General features: G+C 59.7%; 14 protein-coding genes and 1 pseudogene. 7 read left to right on the top strand and 8 right to left on the bottom strand.

Annotated features, from left to right (window positions below; translation table 11 throughout):
* The first annotated feature begins 337 nt into the window (after positions 1-337).
* Both P7F28_RS11055 and P7F28_RS11060 read left to right on the top strand, forming a co-directional pair.
* Positions 338-1,051, top strand: coding sequence for a hypothetical protein (locus tag P7F28_RS11055; RefSeq protein WP_277184525.1), 714 nt, complete (start codon positions 338-340; stop codon positions 1,049-1,051).
* Positions 1,011-2,222: a diguanylate cyclase domain-containing protein gene (locus tag P7F28_RS11060; protein ID WP_370467294.1), complete on the top strand. Its 1,212-nt coding sequence runs from the start codon at positions 1,011-1,013 to the stop codon at positions 2,220-2,222. Before P7F28_RS11055 ends, P7F28_RS11060 begins: the two co-directional genes overlap by 41 nt.
* Before the next feature lie 20 nt (positions 2,223-2,242).
* Here P7F28_RS11060 and P7F28_RS11065 read toward each other — a convergent pair whose 3' ends face one another.
* Both P7F28_RS11065 and P7F28_RS11070 read right to left on the bottom strand, forming a co-directional pair.
* Positions 2,243-3,154: a recombination-associated protein RdgC gene (locus P7F28_RS11065; protein WP_277184526.1), complete on the bottom strand. Its 912-nt coding sequence runs from the start codon at positions 3,152-3,154 to the stop codon at positions 2,243-2,245.
* Between the two features lie 48 nt (positions 3,155-3,202).
* Complete coding sequence (locus tag P7F28_RS11070; RefSeq protein ID WP_277184527.1) at positions 3,203-4,129, bottom strand: DMT family transporter; 927 nt, start codon at positions 4,127-4,129, stop codon at positions 3,203-3,205.
* Between the two features lie 110 nt (positions 4,130-4,239).
* Between P7F28_RS11070 and P7F28_RS11075 the strand changes: the two genes are divergently transcribed.
* Both P7F28_RS11075 and P7F28_RS11080 read left to right on the top strand, forming a co-directional pair.
* Positions 4,240-4,710, top strand: a complete 471-nt coding sequence (locus tag P7F28_RS11075; RefSeq protein ID WP_277184528.1) for an Lrp/AsnC family transcriptional regulator — start codon at positions 4,240-4,242, stop codon at positions 4,708-4,710.
* 76 nt (positions 4,711-4,786) lie between these two features.
* Positions 4,787-5,110, top strand: a complete 324-nt coding sequence (locus P7F28_RS11080; RefSeq protein ID WP_277184529.1) for a hypothetical protein — start codon at positions 4,787-4,789, stop codon at positions 5,108-5,110.
* A gap of 52 nt (positions 5,111-5,162) precedes the next feature.
* Here the strand turns inward: P7F28_RS11080 and P7F28_RS11085 are convergent, their stop codons facing one another.
* Positions 5,163-5,321 (bottom strand): hypothetical protein, encoded by a 159-nt coding sequence (locus P7F28_RS11085; protein WP_277184530.1) that lies wholly within the window; start codon positions 5,319-5,321, stop codon positions 5,163-5,165.
* Between the two features lie 51 nt (positions 5,322-5,372).
* The gene (locus P7F28_RS11090) at positions 5,373-6,200 is read right to left on the bottom strand and encodes a DMT family transporter (RefSeq protein WP_277184531.1); all 828 of its coding nucleotides are present in this window, start codon (positions 6,198-6,200) and stop codon (positions 5,373-5,375) included.
* 128 nt (positions 6,201-6,328) lie between these two features.
* Here P7F28_RS11090 and P7F28_RS11095 point away from each other — a divergent pair, with 128 nt between their 5' ends.
* The 3 genes from P7F28_RS11095 (at position 6,329) to P7F28_RS11105 (ending at position 9,308) form a co-directional block, all read left to right on the top strand.
* Positions 6,329-7,723, top strand: coding sequence for a selenium-binding family protein (locus P7F28_RS11095; RefSeq protein WP_277184532.1), 1,395 nt, complete (start codon positions 6,329-6,331; stop codon positions 7,721-7,723).
* Between the two features lie 31 nt (positions 7,724-7,754).
* Positions 7,755-8,390 carry a hypothetical protein gene (locus P7F28_RS11100; RefSeq protein WP_277184533.1) on the top strand — a complete coding sequence of 212 codons (636 nt, stop codon included), beginning with the start codon at positions 7,755-7,757 and terminating at the stop codon, positions 8,388-8,390.
* A gap of 228 nt (positions 8,391-8,618) precedes the next feature.
* Positions 8,619-9,308, top strand: a complete 690-nt coding sequence (locus tag P7F28_RS11105; RefSeq protein ID WP_277184534.1) for a methyltransferase domain-containing protein — start codon at positions 8,619-8,621, stop codon at positions 9,306-9,308.
* Between the two features lie 42 nt (positions 9,309-9,350).
* Here P7F28_RS11105 and P7F28_RS11110 read toward each other — a convergent pair whose 3' ends face one another.
* From P7F28_RS11110 to paaK, 4 genes and pseudogenes are all read right to left on the bottom strand, one after another.
* On the bottom strand, positions 9,351-10,841 hold the full coding sequence (locus tag P7F28_RS11110) for an efflux transporter outer membrane subunit (protein ID WP_277184535.1): 1,491 nt from the start codon (positions 10,839-10,841) through the stop codon (positions 9,351-9,353).
* The gene (locus tag P7F28_RS11115; protein WP_370467296.1) at positions 10,838-11,977 is read right to left on the bottom strand and encodes an efflux RND transporter periplasmic adaptor subunit; all 1,140 of its coding nucleotides are present in this window, start codon (positions 11,975-11,977) and stop codon (positions 10,838-10,840) included. Before P7F28_RS11115 ends, P7F28_RS11110 begins: the two co-directional genes overlap by 4 nt.
* A 53-nt stretch (positions 11,978-12,030) precedes the next feature.
* A pseudogene (locus tag P7F28_RS11120) lies at positions 12,031-15,206 on the bottom strand (efflux RND transporter permease subunit).
* 237 nt (positions 15,207-15,443) lie between these two features.
* A complete protein-coding gene (gene paaK / locus P7F28_RS11125) occupies positions 15,444-16,769 on the bottom strand; it encodes a phenylacetate--CoA ligase PaaK (RefSeq protein ID WP_277184537.1) in 1,326 nt (441 codons plus the stop codon).
* Between the last annotated feature and the right edge of the window lie 15 nt (positions 16,770-16,784).

Genomic DNA, 16,784 nt, shown 5'->3' on the forward strand with positions numbered 1-16,784 from the left:
GCACACATCGCACATCGGCCTCTGACGGCGGTTAGCGCCATCGGATTCGCTCTGGCGGCATCGCCGGACTTCGTGCGAAGTTCTTCGCCTGATGGATTCAGCGCCTTGCACCTGGCGGAAATTTCCAGGTCCATGGCGAGAGTTACATTGTTGCGGCTTAATCGGAATGTGTCTGATGAGTCGCACCAGTTTTCATCGGTTCATTGATGCGGATGCAGTCCGTGTGGATGAGATGCGACGCCGCGAATGCGTGCTGCGCCAACGCTGTTATCGGCGAGAACGCGCCTGTTCTTGAGCGCGCCCGCCGTCCGACGAATACCTTCCGGAGAGTGCTGTCATGCCTCACCAAGCCAAACTGCCCGATGAGCGCGTCACGGGCCGTGCAAGCCCCGCGAACGATCCCACCGTGCCCGCGGCCGACGCCGTCTTCGAACGCGACGATGCCTACGCGCCTGCGCGCGCACCGCTTGCACCGATACGCTTCGGAAGGCTCGCCTTGTGGATGGCCTCGGCGACCGCGCTGGGTATCGGCGTGCTCGGCACCGTGGCCTACAGCATGTGGTTCACGCACGACCAACGCGTCTACGCCGAAGCGATGGCCAGCGCGCGCAAGACCCTCGGCATCGAACAACCGGCACTGGCGCAGACGCAATCGGGCGGCGCGGTCGAAGCCGCGCCTGTGACGTCCCCGCCTGTGACGTCGATCGTCACGATACCCGCTGCACCCGCCACGCCCGAAACCACCGATCTCGCCGAAATAAACGATACGGACGATTCAACCACCTTCGCCACGGTCACCGCCCCTTCTGGCAGCGATAGCGCGCCCGTCGCACAGGGTTCGGCACGCAAGGTCAGCGGCAACGCGCAGACCGCCGCCGTACCGATGCGCACAGGCCGCTCAGCACAGACACAGGCCGCGCGCCGTCACGTTGCGCGCGCCAAGTCCGACACGGGCCTGTTCGCGCGTATGGGCGCTTTCTTTCATCGAGTGAGCTATCAACAACAACGCAATGGCACGTCCCGCCAGCGAGAGGAATATTCCCGTCCCTGACGGCGACGCGGCGGATGGCATGCAGCATCCAGAAGCCGAGTATGTTCCGTATGACAGCTTGAAGGTGCGCAGCTTGCGCGCGTTCGATCGCGTTCGCGCTTTGGTATCGCGCGCACGCGTGCCCGGTCCCGCACCGCTTGCGGGTGCTGCGCTACTGTGTTTGCTGATCGGCCTGCTGATTCTGGCCTATCAGGTCCGGGCGATTTTCACCGCGCAATTGCAGCAGGAATACGTCGGGCTGGTGCTGGAAACGGTCGAACGCGCCGATGCCGCGCGCGGAACCGTACTCGCCCTGCAAGGCGCACCGCCCGGCGATACGCATCACGTGATTGCGTATCGTGAGGCGCGCATCGAATTCGCCGCGCGGCTGGCGGGTCTGCATGCCTTGATCGCATCCAGTCCGACGGCCGCTCCGCCCTTGCCGTCCACTGTGCTGTCTCCCGCCAGCGATTTCATGGCGGCAAGCAAAGCACTCGATTCCGCGTACGCGTATTGGCGCGCCGAACGCGATCGTTCGAGCGCGGACGTGCGCACGCGCGTGATCAGCGTTTCGCATACGCTGATCGCGTTATCGGCGATCGTGTTTGGCGTGCTGATTTCCGCACTCGGAATGTATGCAAAACGCAATAGACAATTGGCGGGCATGTCGCATGAATTCGAGCAGGCCTCGCTGCACGATCCGATGACCGGTCTGCCGAACCGGCGCAAGCTGTTCTCAGCGTTGGAAGAAGCCGCAGGACGCCTGGCCGATGGCGCGCCCGATGCGCGTATCGCGGTGTTGTACGTCGATCTCGATGGCTTCAAGCGCGTGAACGATACGCACGGCCATCGCATCGGCGATGAGTTTTTGATTGCGGTGTCGCGACGCTTTCGGCAGACGGTGCGCAATATGGATGTGGTCGCGCGAATCGGCGGCGACGAGTTCGCGGTGCTCGTGCGTGAATTTTCCAGCGATACCGAATTGGCCGCCGTGGCGCAGCGCATCATCGCTTCCGTAGCCGAAACCGATGGCCAGATGGGTCTCGGCCTCGTGCGCGCAAGTATCGGTATCGCCAGTTTTCCGGATCGCGTCACGGATTACTGGCGGCTCGTCGCCGTTGCGGATGACACGATGTACACGGTCAAGCGCAACGGCAAGAACGGCTTCGCATTCGCCTCGCACGGAGGCTGAAACGCAGGCGTTGAGAAGCGTCAGGCCGCGGCCCGCAGATCCTCTTCACCGCCCAGCGCTTCGGTCAAATCCGCGAGCATGCGCGCGAATTCGCCGGTCATCAACGCGAAGTCGGCTTCGAAGCGTTCGTCGTCGTTGACGGCGGTCGGGTCAGAGGCTTCCTTCAGCACGTCGAGCGCGGTCACGCGCTTGAGCGTCAGCGACGGCGTCAATACGAACGACACGCGATCGGCCCAGGTCATCGCAAGACGCATACATTGCTTGCCCGCTTCTATATGACGGCGCATATCTTCCGCTTCGAGCGCGTGGCCGACATAGCGGACCGTTGCATTGCCTTCGCCTGCCGAGCGCAGTTCCGTATCGCGGTCGAGCGTGAATCCGGCGGGTGCATCGCCGGTGAGCAGCCAGTCGGTCATGGCCGATACAGGCGCACGCGCAACACGCACGCTCGCAAGCGGCAGATCCGTCACCGACTTCACCAGCAATCCGATGATGTCATCCGCAAGCGTCGCCGATGCCGTATCGAGCGCAAGCCATCCATGCACGGGATCGATCCAGATGTTGGTATCGCGGCGAATACTGAAGGCGCGCGGCAGCAGTTCGTCGGTGACCTGCTCCTTCAACTCGCGCATCTGCTTTCTGCCGGGTTTGAAGCCTTGCTGTTCCTCGAGTTCGATTGCACGTTCCTTCGTGAACTGCGTGACCACGGAAGCAGGCAGCAACTTCTTTTCCGCGCGATACGTGATGAGCATCTGGCGATTGGCCGTGTAGACGAGCGAGTCGTTGCCGCGCGGCGAGACCCAGCCGCGCCGTTCATTTTCGATGCTCGATGCATCGCTGAATGCGAGCGGCGCGAGCCATTGCTGCATCTGTTCAGGCGTGACGCTCCAGTGCGCGGGAAGACGGTGAAGCTGAAGATTTTTGAACCACATGGCGGGACGTTCGATGTAGTCGGAAAAGCGCGCCATTCTATACGACGCTCACTCGATACGTCTCTCGGGCATGATCCGCCACTTCAAATTTACGCCCGCAGCGGCCAGCAAAATCAGTATCGCGCCGACGATCTGCATCCACGCAAGCCGTTGTCCGAACGCGAACCAGTCGACGCCGATCGCGACCACAGGATAGATGAACGACAACGCGCCGGTCATTGCAGTCGGCAGTTTTTGAATCGCGCCATAAAGCAGCACGTACATGAGTCCCGTGTTGAGTACGCCGAGCGCAATCAGATCGGCCCAGCCAAACATGGTGGCCGGCGTCTGATCGAATTGAGCGAACGGCGCAAGCATGAGCATGCCGAACAACACATGCAGCATGGCAATCAGATGCGGCGGCGTACCCTTCAACCGCTTCGTGATGATCGACGTAATCGCGTATAAAAACGCGGCCCCGAGCGCATAAGCAACGCCTTCGATGTAGCGGCCCGGTCTGGCAAGCACCGCAGGCTCGACACGCACCACCAACACCAATCCGACGAACGCGATCCCAAGCCACGCTAACGTCGACGCCGAGACGCGCTCACGCAAGAACACCGCGCCCAACGCCACAAGCATGAACGGCTGCGTGTTATAGACCGTGGTCGCCATTGAAATCGATGCACGCGAATACGCCGCGAACAACAGCAGCCAGTTGCCGACAATCGCCGCGCTTCCAAGCCCAATCAAGCCAAGCATGCGCCAGGAGAAGTATCGCCGCTTCAAAAAGCCGAACGCTGCACACACGGCAACGAGCGTTGCGCCACCGAATACGCAGCGAAAAAACACCACGTTCATAGGCGTTTGTCCCGACGACACCACGAGCCAGCCGATCGTGCCGGACATCAGCATGGCAAGTGACATTTCGATTGCGCCGCGCCGCTGCTCTCCCGCATGCGACGCTACGACAGCATGCGTGCTTTCCGTATTCATATTCGATGATAAGCAAGTTTCAATAAATATCAGTTTAACGATGCATCTCACGCGAAACCATGCATAAAATAAGGCCTGTTCTTCAAACGACCTTGAAATCAAAGGCGATCATGGCAAGAAACCTTAGTGCATCGGATGCGAATGGCATCGACGCGATCGACCGCGAGATGATCGCCGTGTTGGCGAGCGATGGACGTATCGCGGTGAGCGAGTTGGCCAGGCGAATCGGACTGTCGGCGCCAAGCACGGCCGAGCGCATGCGCAGGCTCGAAACACAGGGCGTCATACGCGGCTTCACCGTGCAGATCGATCCACGCGCGCTTGGCTATACGCTTCAGGCTATCGTGCGCGTGCAGCCTTTGCCGGGCCAATTGCATCTCGTCGAAGAGGCGATCCGGCGCATTCCCGAGTTCGTCGAATGCGATAAGGTGACGGGTGACGATTGCTTCGTTTGCAGGCTCTGGCTGCGTTCCATCGAACAACTGGACGACATCCTTGCACGAGTCACGGAACGCGCTGCGACCAGCACGTCCATCATCAAGGCCGTGCCGGTCGAGCGGCGACTGCCCCCTCTCGAATGAGCACACGAACAGCGTTAAAATAGGCACGCTTCCACGAACCGAGTGAGCGCGGACCTGACGCGCGAGAGGAACGTTCATGAGCGATTTCGATGCAAACCGCACCTTCCGCGGACTTCCGCTGACGCCCGAACAAGATGCCGAAATCCGGCACTACATCAAGAAGAAAAAGCAGCGCAGCGAACCGTGGGACACGCCGGAGCTGGCCGCGATGTTGCAGGACATGCTGGAGCCACCCGGTAATGACGAAGACGATCCGTCCGACGACGAAACGGACGAGGAAACGCGTGCAATTGCGGAGCGCGCATCGGCTTTTATCGATGAAGGGATGGACCCGATCGAGAACAGCGAGGAATGGCATGCGGCGATGGAAGCCGAAGCCATGAAAGGCTCGAAGCGCTAAAAAAAGCGCCGGTTGATCCGGCGCATTTTAATGTGATGTAAGCAACGGCTGTTCAATGCCTGTGACGCAGCCATTCACGCGGCGGATGCGTGTCGAGCCAGCGGGCTTTGGGCGTGTGAACATGCGGGTGGCGGTGATGCATCACGAGAACCACTGCGATGCACAACACCAGAACGATTCCCGCCATCAGGCTGATCATCGGTTCGGTCATCGCAATCTCCTTAACGGGTCAAGAGGCGATTTCTTCATTCTAAGCCTGTTTTCAGGCACCGATGCATATCGCGCCCAACGCGATCACGCAGCAGGAAAGCAGCCGGCGCGCACTAAGTTGTTCATTCAGGAACATGCGGCCAATCAATGCAGCGAACACTACACTCGTCTCGCGTAACGCCGAGACCGCGCCCATTGCGCCGTATTGCATCGCCCAGATCACAATGCCGTACGCCGCGATAGAAACCAGTCCGCCAAGCGCGTTCTGCACAACCACCGGCGATGGCGCGCGCAACGCTTTCGGCCCGCGCATTGCGATGAAAAGCACGGGCATGAGCAGATAGAACGCAAACATCCACGCTGTATAGGCGATAGCGTTTCCCGATTCACGCACGCCGATTCCGTCGATCACGGTGTACACGGCAATGGTCGCGCCGGTGACAAACGCGGCGATCGCACTCTTCTTCGATACATTGCCTCGCTGCAACGCAAGCGACATGATCCCGCAAGAAACCAGCACGATGCCAACAATGGGAAGCACGCCCGGATGTTCGCGCGCAAACAGCGCTGCGCCGATTGCAACCAGCATGGGCGACGAACCGCGCGCAATCGGATAGGTTTCGCCGAGGTCACCGCTTTGATACGCCCGCACCAGCGCCATGTTGTAGACGATATGCACGAGTCCCGACGCGACGATGCAAGGCCATGCGCCCGCATGTGGCATCGGCAAAAAAGGAATGGCGACGATGCTGACAATGGCGATGCAGATACTCATCCACGTCAGCGACAGAAAGCGGTCCGCGTTGCCATGCAGCATGGCGTTCCAGCTTGCGTGAAGGAGCGCAGCGAACAACACCAATCCACCGACGTAACTGAACATGTGTTTAGACGTCTAGACGTTTAGATGCGTACATTCTAATAGAAAGAAGAAGTTTATTCCACATGCTGCAAGCGCGCGAACGGCTTTCGTCCTATAGTGCAAGGCACGTTCAAGTGGGGAGACGCAACATGGCGACATGGAAACCGGACCCGAGCTTTTACCCTTCGCCGCGGCTCGCCGCCAAAGCGCCGCGCGAAACGCTCGCCTACGTGGCGACCTTCGATCCCGAGCGCCGCGCGCCTGACCGCATCGCCGTGGTGGATGTGGATCCCGATTCGTCGAGCTATACGAAGATCGTCGGCGAACTGGAAATGCCGGATATCGGCGACGAGTTGCATCACTTCGGATGGAATGCGTGTTCGTCGTGTCTGTGCCCCAATGCGCCGCATCCGCACATGGAGCGGCGCTATCTGATCGTGCCGGGTTTGCGATCCTCGCGCATCCATATCATCGACACGAAGCCCGATCCTAAGCAGCCAAAGATCGTCAGGACCATCGAACCGGAAGAACTCGCGGAGAAAACCGGCTATACGCGGCCGCATACGGTTCATTGCGGACCCGGCGGCATCTACATCACCGCGCTCGGTAATGCGCAGGGAAAAGCGCCTGGCGGCGTGCTGATGCTGGATCAGCAAAGCTTCGATCCGCTCGGCCGATGGGAAGTGGATCGCGGTCCGCAACGACTCGCCTATGATGGCTGGTGGCATCTCGGCTACGACACAATGGTGACGAGCGAATGGGGCACGCCGGACACTTTCGAAAATGGTTTGGTACCCGAAATATTGCTCGGCGCGAAGTATGGCCGCAAGCTGCATTTCTGGGACTTCACCAAACGCAAACATATTCAGGAGATCGACTTCGGCGACGAGTATCAGCTCGTGTTCGAACTGCGGCCCGCGCATGATCCGACCAAGGCGTACGGTTTCGTCAATTGCGTGATCAGCCTGAAGGACCTGTCTTCGTCGATCTGGACGTGGTATCGCGACAAAGACAAATGGGCGGTGAAGAAAATCATCGACATTCCCGCCGAACCCGCCGATGCAAGCGTATTGCCGCCCTTGCTGCAAGGCTTCGGCGCGGTGCCGCCGCTCGTGTCCGATATCGATCTCTCGATGGACGACCGTTTTCTGTACGTATCGTGCTGGGGCACGGGCGATATGTTGCAGTACGACGTCTCCGATCCGTTCGCGCCGAAGCTGGTGGGCAAGGTACGCGTGGGCGGCATCGTCTCGCGCGCGACGCATGCGGGCGCAAAAAACGGCGCGCTGAACGGCGCGCCGCAGATGGTCGAAATCAGCCGCGACGGCAAGCGCGTCTACTTCACCAACTCGCTGTATGGCGCGGTGGATGCGCAGTTCTATCCCGAAGGCATCGACGGATGGATGGTCAAGCTCGATGCCGATCCGAACGGTGGCCTTACCGTCGATCGCGACTTCTTCATCGACTGGCCGAAGGGCCAGCGGCCGCATCAGATCCGGCTACAAGGCGGCGATTGCTCGTCGGACTCGTTCTGCTATCCGTAACGCGCGGCAAGCCCGCCAAAGCCGTTTTACGATGATTTCCGCCCCGTCCGCGCTCTTGTTCACCGCTGCGGGCCTCGGCGCGTTCCACGGCCTCAATCCCGCGATGGGCTGGCTGTTTGCGGTGGCGCTCGGTCTGTATGCGCACAGCCGCCGCGTCGCGCTGCTGTCGCTCGTACCGATTGCGCTCGGCCATGCGCTGTCCGTGGCGCTCGTGCTGGCAGGCGCATTGACGCTCGGCTCGTTCATCGGCCATAACACGCTCGCACGATGCTGTGGCGCATTGCTGATCGCATGGGGCGTGTGGCGATTGTGGCGCGGGCATCGCGGAAGGCCGACGGTCGGCATGCGTACCAGCCTCGCAGGACTCGCGTTGTGGTCCTTTCTTATGTCGAGCGCGCATGGCGCGGGCCTCATGCTCATGCCTGCTCTGCTGCCGTTTTGTTCGGGAGCGCTCACTGCACAAGCCACCGGGGACGCCTTCGTCGCGGGCGCGCTCGCACTCGGCGTACATACCGCCGCCATGCTCGCAGTGATCGCCGCGATTTCCCTTATCACGATGACGCTTCACGAACGTACCGGCCTCGGGTTTTTACGTACGGGTTGGCTCAATGTCGATCGCATCTGGAATGTGGCCCTGATCGCATGCGGCGCATTTCTCTTCGTGTAGTCTCGGCTTGGTCGAACAACCCCTCAGACACCTCCTCCACAAGCGTTTAATGCGCAGGCCGTAGCGATGGCAATGGCGGGATTCGGCGGCAATTCGGCGATCAATGGCTAACGCGGCGAGTTGCGCCTCACGTTCGATGGCAGCAATATCGCCCGAAAGCAAATTGATAAGGCATCCCAAAGAGAAGGTCGAACACTAAAACTGAAAATAACGAGGGAGAGCATTCCAATGCGCGAAATCTCTTACGAAGAACAAACCGTCAAGTCCGGCAATCCGCTCGCGCGTTTCGCACACCGAACCCGTATGACGATGGCGATCGATCTCGTCACGCGCAATTGCGCGCGTTATGGAACGGTGGTCGATTTCGGCGCGGGACCGGGATTGTTTCTTCACACGCTCGGAGAACAGCGGCCCGATGTCACGCTGGTCGGTCACGATCCGTATATGGCGCCGGCGTTCCCCGAAGTGAGGTATGCGGAATCGCTGGCGGGTGTGACGCCGCATAGCGTCGATGTGCTCACCGCCTTCGAAGTCTGCGAACACTTGTATGCGAACGAACTCGACGCGCTGCTCGACGATGCATCGCGCATTCTGAAACCGACCGGTTCATTGGTGATCTCGGTGCCGATCATGTACGGCCTGGCCATCGCGCCGAAAGTATCGAACTGGATGATACGCTGCCGCTCGCTCAAGTCCGAATACACGCCCGGCGAAGTGCTCAAGGCAATGATCGGCATGCCCGTGAGCCGTCCGCAAGATCCGCGCGTCACGCATAAAGGTTTCGATTTTCGTGAATTGCGCGATCTCGTCAGCGAGCGCTTCGTGATCGATGCGGTACATCTGAGTCCGGTGCCGCATATGCCGTGGTGGATGAGTTCGCAGTACTTTATGATTTGCAGGCCTCGCGCCACGATGTAATCGAATGCGCGCGCAAAACGCCGGACATCGCTCCGGCGTTTTTTACTCTTGCCGCGATACCTGCTCCCGACTCGGCAAATCAGCGGTTGACCACCCTCCGCCTAACGCCTTTACCAGCCCGACGCTTGCCGCCATGCGCCGCCGCTCGATTCGCACCGCCGCGCGCTGATCCGACAAGACGATCGCCTGCGTCACGACCACATTCAGATACGTGATCGCCCCGTTTTCATATCGATTGCCGACCTTGCTCAACGCGCGTTTGGCGGCATCGACCGCCTGACTTTGTGCTTCGCTCTCGCGACGTAACACTTCGAGCGCGTTCAGGTTATCTTCCACCTGCCCGAACGCGATGAGCACAGTCTGGCGATAATCCGCGACGCTCGCATCGTAGGCGGCACGCGCTGCGTCACGGGCTGCTGCGCGTCCGCCGAAGTCGAGCGCCGTAAAAGCCAGCGACGGACCAAGCGACCAGAAGCGGCTCGGCGCCATCAGCCAATCGCTGAAATGCGTCGCTTCCAGACCGCCCGTCGCGGCAAGAAACAAATTCGGGAAAAACGCCGCCGTCGCTACGCCGACGCGCGCATTCGCCTCCGCGACGCGCCGCTCCGCAGCCGCGATATCCGGCCTGCGTTCCAGCAGCGCGGAAGGCACCGACAAGGGCAACGCAGCGAGCGCGGCTGCCGGTGGCGCGTGCGACTCGTTGAGCGGCGCGACATCGAGCGTGAACGTCGAAGGCGGCTCGCCAACGAGAATTGCGATGGCATTGACGAGGCTCGTGCGCGTCGTCTCCAGATCGATTAGTTGTGCTTGCGTCGAACGCAATTGCTCCTCGGCTTGCGCCACGTCCGACTCCGCAGCGACACCGCCCGCGAAACGATCACGCGTGAGCGCCAGCGATTTTTCGTAGGCCTGCAAAGTTTCTTTAAGCAAGCGCTCCTCTTCCACCGTGCCGCGTAGATCGAAATAGTTGGTGGCGAGCTCCGCCTGCATCGACAAAATCGCGCTTTGCAAGTCGGCAGCGCTCGCCTGCGCTTCGGCCTGCCCGCCTTCGACGGCACGAGAGATACGGCCCCACAGGTCCGGCTCCCACGAGATTTGCGCATCGATCAGATAGTCGGGCAAGGTCACGCCCGCGCTCGATTTATAAAGCACGTTCTGCGATGCACGTGTCTGCGTGAATGCCGCGTTCGCGCTGATGGTCGGGAAATACGCCGAGCGAGCCTGCGCCACGACCGCACGCGCGCCGCGATAGCGAGCCGACGCCGCCGCTACCGTCTGGTTTGCATTCACAATGCGTTGTTCGAGCGCATTCAATTGCGGATCGTCGTAGACCTGCCACCAGGGCGCGCGTGGCTGGCCATCGGCGGGTTGCGCGGGTTTCCAGGCTTGCTGTGCAGGCGCATCGAGTGGCTCGGCGTTTTTATACGACGCGGGCGTGACGACTTCCGGACGCACATAGTCCGGCCCGGCCGCGCATCCTCCGAGCGTGATCGTCTGCATCAGCGCGATGACAAGCAGCGATGGCCGCATCATGACGCATCGCCTCCGCGCTTCGCCGGCTTCTCTGCCTTGGGCGCGCCAATGCGAACCATCGCGCCGTCGATGATCGAATCCGGTGGATTCACAATCACGCGCTCATCGCCTTGCAATCCAGACACGATCGACACGCGCGTGCCGTAATCCGTACCGAGCGTGATCGGCAACAGCTTGACACGATTGTTCGCATCGACACTCGCCGCGTGCACGCCATCCGGCCGAAACAGCAATGCGTTACCTGGCAAGGTGTACGAAGGATTTGCGTTCGTCAGTCGAAATCGTACTTGCGCATAGGCGCCCGCGAACAATTCGCCGGTCGGATTCTTCACGTCCACTTCGACACGCATCGTGCGCGCCACCGGATCGACCGCGCCCGCCGTGCGTACCGTCACGCCCTCGAATTTGCGATTGCGTTCTTCGTTCAAGATCAGATCGGCAGGCATGCCGACTGTCACAAGGCGCGCATAGGCTTGCGGTACATCGACATAGACGCGTAATGACGACGCATCCTGAATGTGAAACAACTCGCGTCCCGTCGCGCCGCTGCCTGCATCGATCAACTGGCCGACATCGGTATTGCGCGCGGTGACGATGCCATCGAACGGTGCATAGATTTTTTGGAACGACACCATCTGCTCGAGCCGCGATACATTGGCCTGTGCCGCATTGAACGCCGCTTCCTTGGCAAGCGCGTCGCCCTGCTTTTCATCGGTCTCCTGACGAGATACCGAGTTGTTCTTCAGCATCTGCGTCCAGCGGTCCGCCGTGGTCTTCGCCAGCAGATAGTTGGCACGCGCGGTCTGTGCATCGGCGCGGGCCTGACGAAGCTGATCGTTGATCTCGGGTGCATCGATTTCAGCGAGCAATTGTCCTTTCTTGACCTTGGTGCCGATGTCCGTCGTCCAGCGCTTCAGATACCCATTGGTACGCGCGAAGATCGGTGCATCGGAATAAGCGCGTACGTCGCCTGCCAGCATGAGATCCTGCGTCGGCTTCATACGTACGGGCTTGATGACCTCGACGGTTTGCATGCTGTACTCGTTGGCATCGTGTTCGAGTTCGGCATGCACGCCATGTCGCGAGAAAATGCCTTGTGCCACGAGCGCGACGACGATCAGTAGTCCGATCATCATCCACAAACGTCCACGCCTTTTATGTTCCGACTGCTCTTTCATTCGATCCCCGTCTACGCTTCTTTCGTCTTCGCTTGCGCGTTGCGCGCTTCGAGACGCTTGTAAATCATCGAGAACACCACCGGCACGAAGAACAGTGTCGCGATCGTGCCGACCATCAGGCCGCCGATCACCGCGCGGCCGAGCGGCGCGTTCTGTTCACCGCCCCACCCAGACCGATCGCCATCGGCACCATGCCGATCATCATGGCAAGCGCGGTCATCAGCACGGGACGAAAACGCGCATAGCCGGCTTCGAGCGCGGAACGCACGGCATCGCCATGTTCCTGCAACGCGGAACGTGCAAAGCTCACAACGAGAATACTGTTGGCCGTGGCAATGCCTATACACATGATCGCGCCCGTGAGCGCCGGAATGGACAGCGTGGTATGCGTGAGAAACAGCATCCAGACGATGCCCGCGAGCGCGCCCGGCAATGCCGTGATGATGATGAACGGATCGAGCCACGACTGAAAGTTCACGACGATCAGCAAGTACACCAACACGACGGCGAGGATAAGACCAAGCGCCAATCCGGAGAACGAAGTGTTCATCGTTTCCACCTGACCGCGTATGTCGATAGATGAGCCTTTGGGCAAGTGTCCGCGTGCTTCGTCGATGATGCGCTGCACGTCGTCCGATACCGCGCCGAGATCGCGCCGCTCGGTCGTCGCATAGAGATTGATGGTGGTCTGCGCGTTGTAGTGATAGACCACGGCATCGCGCGAGCCGCGCGACAGCGAAGCCAGCGCGCCGAGAATATTGGTCTTGCCACTCGCCGACGTCACGGGAATATTGGCGACCGATTGTAAGGAGTTCATATCGTACTGCGGCGCTGACGTAATGACGTTGTAGCTCACGCCATTGACCGGATTGAGCCAGAACGTAGGCGTGGTTTGCTGACTGCCCGAAAGCGTAATGAGCAGATTGTTCGCCACATCGCGCTGCGTAAAGCCCGCTTGCAGCGCTTTGGTCCGATCCACATCGACATTGATCGACGGCAGATCGGAAGGCTGCTGAATCCGCGCATCGACGAGACCGGGTACACGCCTGATCTTCTCCAACAGTCGATTCGCGAACTCGCGATTACCGCGCACGTCGCGGCCCGTAATAGCGATATCGATCGGTGCGGGCGTGCCGAAGTTGAGAATCTGACTCACGATATCGGCGGGCAAAAATGTGAATGCAACGCCGGGAAACTCTTGCGGCAAACGCTTTCTTAACTCGTGCACATAGCGTTCGGTCGGCGCGTGATCTTCGTTGAGACTGATGAGCACGTCTGCATCCGCCGTGCTTACCGTGCCCGTGTTGTTATACGAGAGGTTGATACCCGACACCGGCAAGCCCATATTGTCGATGATCGAATGCAGCTCGCCACGTGGAATGAGTTCGCGAATGCGTTTATCCACGCGGTCGGTCAGTGCGGCCGTTTCTTCGATACGTGTACCGGTTTTCGTGCGCAAATGCAGCGCAATCACTCCTGAATCGACTGACGGAAAAAAGTCACGCCCGAGGAATGGCGCGAGTGCGAGCGAGAGCAGACAACAAAGCAGAAAGAGTCCGGCGAAGCGGCCCGGATGTTCGAGTCGTGCTTCGAGAAAGCCGCGATAACGCGTACGTACGCGCTCGAATCGCCGCTCGAATGCGAGATGAATGCGCACGAACGGGTTGCGCGATTCCTTCATCGACTCGACATCGCCGCCCATATGCTCGTGATTGCGCAGCAGGTATTTCGCAAGCGTCGGGATCAGCGTGCGCGAGAAGAAATACGACGCGAGCATCGCGAATACGACCGCTTCTGCAAGCGGCACGAACAGATAATGCGCGACGCCGGTGAGCAGAAACATCGGAATAAATACGATGCAGATGGACAGCGTCGAAACCAGCGTAGGCACCGCGATTTGCTGCGCGCCTTCGAGAATGGCTTGCTCGAGTTCTTTGCCTTGTTCGAGGTTCTGACTGATGTTCTCGATCGCGACGGTGGCGTCGTCAACGAGAATGCCGACTGCGAGTGCAAGGCCGCCCAGCGTCATGATGTTGATAGTCTGACCGATGGCGGAGAGCGCAACGATCGACGTGAGCATCGACAAGGGAATCGAGATCGCAATGATTAACGTGGCGCGCCAACTGCCGAGAAAAAGCAGCACCATTAGCGCGGTCAGGCCGGCGGCGATCACCGCCTCACGCAACACGCCTTCTACCGACGCACGCACGAACAGCGATTGATCGGCAACAGGATCGATCTTGAGCGACTCGGGCACCATGTCGCGCAGCTTGGGCAATAGGTTCTTCACGCGCGCGACAATATCCAGCGTGGACGCGTTACCGCTCTTGTTCACCGTGAGCAACGCCGCACGCGTGCCATCCACGCGCACGATATTCGTCTGCGGCTGAAAGCCGTCCCGCACATGCGCGACGTCCTTGATATAGATGGTGCCACCCGGACCGGTGCGGATCGGAATATCGTTGAGACCTTCGATGGTGTTCGGGCTTGCATTGAGCCCAACCGAATATTCAGTAGACCCGATTTTCGCCGTCCCCGTCGGCAAGATCAGGTTTTGCGCGGTGATGGCGTTGACGACATCGGTGGGTGCGAGATTCTTGGCTTGCAGCCGTTGCGAGTCGATATCGACCATAATCTGACGCTGCTTGCCGCCATAAGGCAGCGGCACGGATGCGCCCTGCACGGTCGCTAGTTGCGTCTTGAGGAAGCTGTTGCCGAAGTCGTAAAGCTGCTGCTCGGTGAGTTCCGCCGATGACAACGCGAGCCGCAAGATGGGCACGGTAGACGCATTGAATCGCAGAATATTCGGCGGCGTGATACCCGGCGGCAACGAGCGCAATTGCGTTTGCGACAGCGCGGTAATCTCCGCCACCGCTTCATCGATATTCGCGTTTGGCTGAAAATAAACCTTGATAACCGCGATGCCCGGCAGCGACTCCGACTCGATATGTTCGATATCGTTGACCGCCACGGAAAGGCCTCGCTCGTAATTGAGCGTGATGCGCCGCTCCATCTGATCGGGCGGCAGGCCGTTGTACGTCCAGATGACGCTGACGACCGGTATGTCGATGTTCGGAAAAATATCGGTCGGCGTGCGCAGAATGACAAGCGGACCGATGATCAACAACAGCAGCGATAAAACGATAAATGTGTACGGCCGCTTGAGCGCGAGTCTGACGATCCACATCGAATTTCTGCTGGCCCCGTTTGGTGTTCGAATAGTTATCGAAGGTCATTCGAATAACAGTCGCTACGATGACACAACAGAACGCGGTAAACCAAATGGTACAAACGATTGCGAGGGTTTATGCGGAAGATATTCTCCCGACCAATCCCCGCTAAATGACAGCGCTGTCAGGAAAGTATCGGACGTTTCAAATAATGGGAAATGGGGACGCACTCCGCATGGTGCGGAGTGTGTTCTTTATGCGAGTGCAGGTCGCGTATCGACGACGCGCTTGGCTTTACCTGTTGCTGTCGTCGGGATTTCGCCCGAGTCGAGCACGCGCACTTGCGTTGATACACCGACCATCGTTTTTACGCGCTGTTGTAGCTCGCGTGAGAGGCCCGCGCGCTCGCCATCGCTCAAAGAGGCGCACACTTCGGCGCGCGCTTCGACCGCGACGGACAGCGAATCCATATGTCCTTCACGCGAAATGCAAAGCTGATAATTTCCGCTCAAACGAGGGATCGCGAGAATCAGTTCTTCGATCTGGCTCGGAAATACGTTCACGCCGCGAATGATCAGCATGTCGTCGGAGCGGCCAGTGATCTTCGCCAGACGACGCATGGAACGCGCGCTCGGCGGCAACAGCGAAGTCAGATCGCGTGTGCGGTAGCGAATCATCGGCATAGCTTCTTTGGTGAGCGAAGTAAATACGAGCTCGCCCGTGCTGCCTTCGGGTAACACCTCACCCGTCAGCGGGTCGATGATTTCCGGATAGAAGTGATCTTCCCAGATCGTCGGCCCGTCTTTCGACTCGATACATTCGCACGCAACGCCCGGCCCCATGATCTCGGAAAGCCCGTAGATATCGAGCGCCTGAATGCCCGCGCGCGTTTCGATCTCGCTGCGCAAACCCTGGCTCCACGGCTCTGCACCGAAGATGCCGATTTTGAGCGACGTGTGCGCCGGGTCCATGCCCTGACGCGTCATTTCGTCGATCAGATTGAGCATGTACGACGGCGTGACCAGAATGATCGATGGCTCGAAATCGCGGATCAATTGAACCTGCTTTTCGGTTTGACCGCCCGACATCGGCACGACCATGCAGCCGAGACGTTCCGCGCCGTAGTGAATGCCAAGACCGCCTGTGAACAGGCCGTAACCGAAGGCATTATGCAAAGTGTCGCCTTTGCGCCCGCCTGCGGCGCGAATGGAGCGCGCGGTGACGTTGGCCCACGTATCGATGTCTTTTGCCGTATAGCCGACCACCGTCGGCTTACCCGTGGTTCCGCTCGAGGCGTGAACGCGCACGATTTCCTCACGCGGCACGGCAAAGAGACCGAATGGATAGTTATCCCTAAGATCTTTCTTCGACGTCGTCGGGAAGCGAGCCAGATCGGTTAAGTCGCGCAAATCGTCGGGGTGCACGCCAGCTGCATCGAACGCGTGCTTGTAGTGCGGCACGTTTTCGTATGCGTGATGCAAAGTCCACTTGAGGCGTTCGAGTTGCACGGCCTGAAGCTCGTCCCGGCTCGCGCGTTCGATCGGTTCCAGCTCGCCCGCCTGCGGAATAGGTTGAACCACGGTTGTCTCCTGGAT

Origin of the sequence: Caballeronia sp. BR00000012568055, assembly GCF_029439455.1 — a bacterium.
Lineage (GTDB): Bacteria > Pseudomonadota > Gammaproteobacteria > Burkholderiales > Burkholderiaceae > Caballeronia.

Coding starts and splice junctions, on each gene's coding strand:
- P7F28_RS11055 (WP_277184525.1), top strand. CDS start 338: ATGCCTCACCAAGCCAAACTGCCCGATGAGCGCGTCACGGGCCGTGCA.
- P7F28_RS11060 (WP_370467294.1), top strand. CDS start 1,011: ATGGCACGTCCCGCCAGCGAGAGGAATATTCCCGTCCCTGACGGCGAC.
- P7F28_RS11065 (WP_277184526.1), bottom strand. CDS start 3,154: ATGTGGTTCAAAAATCTTCAGCTTCACCGTCTTCCCGCGCACTGGAGC.
- P7F28_RS11070 (WP_277184527.1), bottom strand. CDS start 4,129: ATGAATACGGAAAGCACGCATGCTGTCGTAGCGTCGCATGCGGGAGAG.
- P7F28_RS11075 (WP_277184528.1), top strand. CDS start 4,240: ATGGCAAGAAACCTTAGTGCATCGGATGCGAATGGCATCGACGCGATC.
- P7F28_RS11080 (WP_277184529.1), top strand. CDS start 4,787: ATGAGCGATTTCGATGCAAACCGCACCTTCCGCGGACTTCCGCTGACG.
- P7F28_RS11085 (WP_277184530.1), bottom strand. CDS start 5,321: ATGACCGAACCGATGATCAGCCTGATGGCGGGAATCGTTCTGGTGTTG.
- P7F28_RS11090 (WP_277184531.1), bottom strand. CDS start 6,200: ATGTTCAGTTACGTCGGTGGATTGGTGTTGTTCGCTGCGCTCCTTCAC.
- P7F28_RS11095 (WP_277184532.1), top strand. CDS start 6,329: ATGGCGACATGGAAACCGGACCCGAGCTTTTACCCTTCGCCGCGGCTC.
- P7F28_RS11100 (WP_277184533.1), top strand. CDS start 7,755: ATGATTTCCGCCCCGTCCGCGCTCTTGTTCACCGCTGCGGGCCTCGGC.
- P7F28_RS11105 (WP_277184534.1), top strand. CDS start 8,619: ATGCGCGAAATCTCTTACGAAGAACAAACCGTCAAGTCCGGCAATCCG.
- P7F28_RS11110 (WP_277184535.1), bottom strand. CDS start 10,841: ATGATGCGGCCATCGCTGCTTGTCATCGCGCTGATGCAGACGATCACG.
- P7F28_RS11115 (WP_370467296.1), bottom strand. CDS start 11,977: ATGATGATCGGACTACTGATCGTCGTCGCGCTCGTGGCACAAGGCATT.